The organism is Corallococcus sp. CA053C, from assembly GCF_003611675.1.
In the GTDB taxonomy this organism is placed as follows: domain Bacteria; phylum Myxococcota; class Myxococcia; order Myxococcales; family Myxococcaceae; genus Corallococcus.
The window spans coordinates 1-5,170 of sequence record NZ_RAWA01000548.1 but is presented as its reverse complement, the minus strand read 5'-3'; the positions used below and the strand labels follow the sequence as shown (position 1 = coordinate 5,170).

The window sequence follows — 5,170 nt, the reverse complement described above, 5'->3', positions numbered from 1 at the left end:
ACGAGGATCCGGATCAGCGCAAGCTGGCGGTGGACATCCTGGGACAGCTGGGCCGCTCGGAGGTGGAGGACGTGCTGGTGCACGCGCTCTCCGACGGGGACCTCAACGTGCGCGTGTCCGCGGCGGACCGGATGGCCTTCATCCGGCTGCCGTACGCCCTCTACCGTGACGACCCGAACTGGGTGCCGCCGCTGGAGATGGAGCGCAAGGACTTCCTCGACCCGAAGAAGAACCCCTTCTTCGACTACGCGGAGGTGGAGTTGTTCCTGGCGCGGCGGGGCGCGGAGGTGGTGGGCCGGGTGGCGGCCATCAAGAACCCGCGCCACATGGAGGTGCACGGCACGAAGGAGGGCTTCTTCGGCCTCTTCGAGTGCGTGAACGACGCGGGCGTCGCCCGGGGCCTGCTGGACGCCGCCAGCGCGTGGCTGAAGTCGCGCGGCATCGACCGCGTGCTGGGGCCGGCCAACTTCTCCAGCAACCAGGACTGGGGCCTGCTCGTGGAGGGCTACGACACGCCCCCCGCGCTGATGATGCCGTACAACCCCGCGTACTACGTGGGGCTCCTGGAGACGTGCGGCTTCACCAAGGCGAAGGACCTGTGGGCGTGGGAGCTGTCCTCGTCCGCGGCGCCGCCGGAGAAGGTGGCGCGCATCGCGGAGAAGATCCGTCAGCGCGAGGGCATCACCGTGCGCCCCGTGAACCTGAAGGACTTCCCCGCGGAGATCGCCCGCATCAAGGAGATCTACAACTCCGCCTGGGAGAAGAACTGGGGCTTCATCCCGTTCACCGAGCGCGAGTTCGACCACATGGCCAAGGAGATGAAGGCCATCGTGCGCCCGGAGCTGGTGCTCATCGCGGAGGTGAAGGGCGAGCCCGTCGCCTTCTCCATGACGCTGCCGGACGCCAACGAGGCCTTCAAGGCCGCGGGTGGACGGCTCACCACGTTCGGCTTGCCCATTGGCCTGGTGAAGCTGGTGCTGGCGTCACGCCGCATCAAGCGGCTGCGGCTGCTCACGCTGGGCATCAAGGAGGGCTACCGGCGCCGGGGCCTGGACGCCATCCTGTACCTGGACACCCTGCGCACCGCGAAGCAGCTGGGCTACACGGGCGGGGAGATCTCCTGGACGCTGGAGGACAACCACCTGGTCAACCGCGCCATCGAGTCCATGGGCGGCCAGCGCTCCAAGACGTACCGCGTGTTCCAGCGTCCCGTCTGAGCAGCCGTCTGCTTCACCGCCTTGAGACCCTTCCGCCCGGGCACCCTGCCCCGGACGGAAGGAACCGCCTGCGCGTGACTACTTCACCTGCGGGGCGGCGCCCGTCGTCTCACCCGTGGACGCCTTCACGGAGGCCGCGCTGGTGTTGGCGTTGTCCTTCTCCAGCTGGGCGCGCTTGGACTTCAGCGTGGAGAGCAGCCCGTCGAAGCCCTTCGTCTGGAGGATCTTCCGGAACTGGCCGCTGTACGTCTCCACCAGCGAGACCTCGTCGGTGACGACGTCGTAGATGCGCCAGTCCGTCTTGGGCGACGTGCGGTACAGCTTGTAGTCCACCGGCACCGGGTCGCCCTTCACGGTGAGCTGCGTGTCGACCGTGGCCTCGTTCCCCTGCACGCTCTCCTTGCCGTACTTCACGTCGGCCTTCGCCTGGCCGATGGCCTTCTGGGCGTACGAGGCGCGCAGGAGCCCCGTCATGGTGTCGGCGAAGTCCTTGCGCTGCGCGGGGGTGAGGCCCGTCCAGGCCTTCTCCCCGAGGGCGCGCCTGGCGAGCTCCTCGAAGTCGACGAACTTCTCCACGATGGACGCGAGCGACTGGACGGTGGCGCCAGGGGCGTTGGCGGCCTTCTGGACGTCCGCGTTGCCCGACTTCACGACGTTGAGCGGGCCCACGGGCGCGGCGGCGAGCAACGTGGCGGCAAGCAGGGAAGCAATCATTTGGATGAAGCTCCGGGTTGAAGGACGCGTGAGACGACGCGTGAAACGACTGGAAGCCTGGAAGGGTTATTCATCCGTGGCCGGGACGGCACCCGTCACGCGCTCCAGGGAGGCGAGCCCCAAGCGGACGTCGTGCCAGCTCTTGCCCCGCTCCGCGGAGGCCTGGGCCAGCGCGCTGAAGGCGTCCACCAGCTCACGGGTGTCGCCGGTGCCCAGGTCGAACGCCGCGTAGGCGGCCGTGGCCCAGCGCTTCGCGTTGCGCTCCGCCTCGGTGAAGGACTTCGCGCGGGCGTAGGCGGCGACGAGCTGGCCCTGCACCTGAGTGACTTCCAGCTGGATGCCGGCCTTGAGCGTCTGTTCCTGCGCGCGCAGCTTGTCCAGCTCCGCGCGGGCCTGCTCCAGCTGCGCGTCCTTGATGGGGATGTCGAACGTCCCGCGCAGCACGAGGCCCAGGCCCGCGGTGCGGTCGTTGAACGGGTCGTACGCGAACTGGCTGCGCTGGCGCGTGGCACTGCTCGTCCAGCGGATGTCGTAGAAGCCCGCGAGCCCCAGGTCCGGGTAGTAGCTGCGCTCGCGGATAAGCACTTCCTGCTCCCGCGCGATGATGCCAGCGGTGATGGCCTTCAACTCCGGACGCCGCTCGCTGGCCTCCCGCAGCGCGGTCTCCAGGTCGGGCAGCTTCACGTCCTCGCGCAGGGGCAGGTCCTCCTCCACCACCTCCACCGGCTCGTCCGGGGCGGCGCTGGCCAGCAGCCGGATGGCGGTGAGCGCGAACTGCTCCCCCTGCACGGCGCTGGCGCGCTGCGACTCCACGAGATGGCGGAAGTACCCCAGCTTGTACGTGTCCAGCTTCGACACCTGATCCGAGTCCTCCTTGAGGAGGGCGTCGATGCGGTCGCTCGCGTCCTTGAGGCGCTTGGACACGTCCTCCAGCTGCTTCAGGCCGGCTCGCGCCAGCTGGTAGCCGTAGTACGCCTGCGCGGCCTGGAAGCCGGCTTCCGCGCGCACGCGCTCGCGCAACGCCGCGCCGACGATGGGCCCCTGCGCGCCCGCCTTCTCCAGCGCGGTCAGCTTGCCGAACGTGTACAGCGGCAGCACCGCGTTGCCGGTGGAGAACACCGTCACGCCCACGTCGCCGAAGTTCCAGTCGCCCTCCAGCGACGCCTCCGTGGTGGGCGGGCCGCCCAGGCCGTTGTTGCGCGCCTCGGGGACGGGGCCACCCGCGCCCAGGGTGATCTCGAACTTGGGGAACCACGCCCACTTCGCCTGCTGGTACAGCGCCTGGAACTTGCGCAGCTCCGCGCTCGCCTCCGCCACGCGCGCGTCCTGGGTGCGCGCCCGCGCCACCAGCCGGGCCAGGGTGATGGGCCCCTGGGGCGGCTTCGTGCCGGCCCGGGCGCCCGGGGCCTGGGCCACCTCGGACGCGCTGTCGCCGGGCGGACCATTGCCGGAGACGTCGTTGCCCGGGGCGTTGTCGCCAGGGCCCCCTTCCGCGGCGCCCGGCGTTCCGACAGCGGGCGTTCCTGCCTTGGGGGCTGCCGCGCCCGGCGTGCCCTGCATCGTGGTGGACGTCTTCGGCGCGGTGGTGGTGGCGCTCTGGGCGGCATTGCCGGCTTCGGCCGCCTGCCCGGGATTCACCGGCGAGGGCCCCGGCGGCAGCGCCGAACCGGAGCCCGAGGTGGAGCTGCCCGGCCTGCCCTGACTTCCCGAGGTGCCCGGCGAGGGGATGGTGGCCGGTGACAGGTTGCCGGGAGAGGGGGCCGCGGTGCCAGGAGCCCCTGTCCCCGGGGCGTTCGAGGGGGCGGTCGTGGGAGAGAGCTGCGCGCCCGCAACGCCTCCGGTAAGCAACATTGCCACTGCGACGACCCTGGTGACTTCTCTGCCCATGCTGTGGTCCGCCTCGTGTGCGGCGGGCATATCTGGAAGCCCGCGGCGGCGCAGCATTTCTGTGTACGGATGCGCACCTCCGGATGTCGGCTTCCGCCCAGTCCGGCGGCGCGTATCGCGCGTGACAATCGCCGACATTCATTTCAGATGAAGCTTGGTCGGCGCGCGGAGGGGTCGCAGAATCGCGCGCCGGTTTCGACGCCTTCCTTCAAGGAAAACCCCATGGCCTACACCGACCGCGTCAAGCAGATCCTCTCCTGGTACCCCTCCGACAATCCCGGCACGCTGACGAACCTGGCGCGGCTGCTGAACACGGGAACGCTCGCGGGCACCGGCAAGCTCGTCATCCTCCCGGTGGATCAGGGCTTCGAGCACGGCCCCGCGCGCTCGTTCGGCCCGAACCCGGCCGGCTATGATCCGGACTACCACGTGCAGCTGGCCATCGAGTCGGGCTGCAACGCGTACGCGGCGCCGCTGGGCTTCCTGGAGGCCGTGGCCGGCAGGCTCGCGGGTGAGATTCCCCTCATCCTCAAGGTGAACAACTCCGACTCGCTGGCGAAGACGGCCGCGCCCATGTCCGCGGTGACGTCGTCCGTGAAGGACGCGGTGCGCCTGGGCTGCGCGGCGGTGGGCTACACCATCTACCCGGGCTCCGCGGCCCGCAACGAGCAGTACGAGGACCTGCGCGACATCATCGCGGAGGCCAAGTCCTACGGCCTGCCCACCGTGCTCTGGGCCTATCCGCGCGGCGCCCTGTCCAAGGAGGGTGAGACGGCCATCGACGTGGTGGCGTACGCGGCGCAGATCAGCGCGCAGCTGGGTGCGCACATCATCAAGGTGAAGCCGCCCACGGACTTCCTGGAGCAGGCGGAGGCGAAGAAGGCCTTCGAGAAGGCCAACATCGCCACCAAGACGCTGGCGGACCGCGTGCGCGAGGTCGTCCGCTCCGCGTTCAACGGCAAGCGCATCGTCATCTTCTCCGGCGGCGAGTCGAAGGAGACGTCCGCGCTCATCGACGACATCCGGCAGATCCACCAGGGTGGCGGCTTCGGCTCCATCATGGGCCGCAACGCGTTCCAGCGTCCGCACGCCGAGTCCATCAAGCTGCTCAAGGACGTGATGAACATCTTCGCCGGCAAGTAGTCCCCAGCTGCCTGTCCACGCCCGACGTCCGCGCCCCTCCCCGCCGAGCGTTGGGGAGGGTGCCCGCCCGGGCGTGGAGCAGCAAGCCTGGCCCCTGCCCTTCCGGTCCCCGGACGCGACGGGGTGGCGGGTTGATGCGGTGAGGGCTACTCGACAGCTTCCGGTGGCGTGAGTGGCCCGTGGTCTCGCCCCTGCCCCGGGACTCACTC

The 5,170-nt window shown here is 69.9% G+C and carries 4 protein-coding genes; 2 read left to right on the top strand and 2 right to left on the bottom strand.

The window, feature by feature from the left end; genetic code table 11:
- The first annotated feature begins 131 nt into the window (after positions 1-131).
- Positions 132-1,217 carry an N-acetyltransferase gene (locus D7V97_RS39630; RefSeq protein WP_233583529.1) on the top strand — a complete coding sequence of 362 codons (1,086 nt, stop codon included), beginning with the start codon at positions 132-134 and terminating at the stop codon, positions 1,215-1,217.
- Positions 1,218-1,295: 78 nt separating this feature from the next.
- Here the strand turns inward: D7V97_RS39630 and D7V97_RS39625 are convergent, their stop codons facing one another.
- Complete coding sequence (locus tag D7V97_RS39625) at positions 1,296-1,931, bottom strand: phospholipid-binding protein MlaC (RefSeq protein WP_120615761.1); 636 nt, start codon at positions 1,929-1,931, stop codon at positions 1,296-1,298.
- 66 nt (positions 1,932-1,997) lie between these two features.
- The gene (locus tag D7V97_RS39620) at positions 1,998-3,782 is read right to left on the bottom strand and encodes a TolC family protein (RefSeq protein ID WP_233583528.1); all 1,785 of its coding nucleotides are present in this window, start codon (positions 3,780-3,782) and stop codon (positions 1,998-2,000) included.
- Positions 3,783-4,040: 258 nt separating this feature from the next.
- Between D7V97_RS39620 and D7V97_RS39615 the strand changes: the two genes are divergently transcribed.
- Positions 4,041-4,961 carry a class I fructose-bisphosphate aldolase gene (locus D7V97_RS39615; RefSeq protein WP_120615759.1) on the top strand — a complete coding sequence of 307 codons (921 nt, stop codon included), beginning with the start codon at positions 4,041-4,043 and terminating at the stop codon, positions 4,959-4,961.
- Positions 4,962-5,170 lie beyond the last annotated feature (209 nt).

What these genes read in the sequence shown, in the direction of transcription:
- D7V97_RS39615 (WP_120615759.1), top strand. Translation starts at nt 4,041, where the DNA reads ATGGCCTACACCGACCGCGTCAAGCAGATCCTCTCCTGGTACCCCTCC.
- D7V97_RS39625 (WP_120615761.1), bottom strand. Translation starts at nt 1,931, where the DNA reads ATGATTGCTTCCCTGCTTGCCGCCACGTTGCTCGCCGCCGCGCCCGTG.
- D7V97_RS39630 (WP_233583529.1), top strand. Translation starts at nt 132, where the DNA reads ATGGCCTTCATCCGGCTGCCGTACGCCCTCTACCGTGACGACCCGAAC.
- D7V97_RS39620 (WP_233583528.1), bottom strand. Translation starts at nt 3,782, where the DNA reads ATGTTGCTTACCGGAGGCGTTGCGGGCGCGCAGCTCTCTCCCACGACC.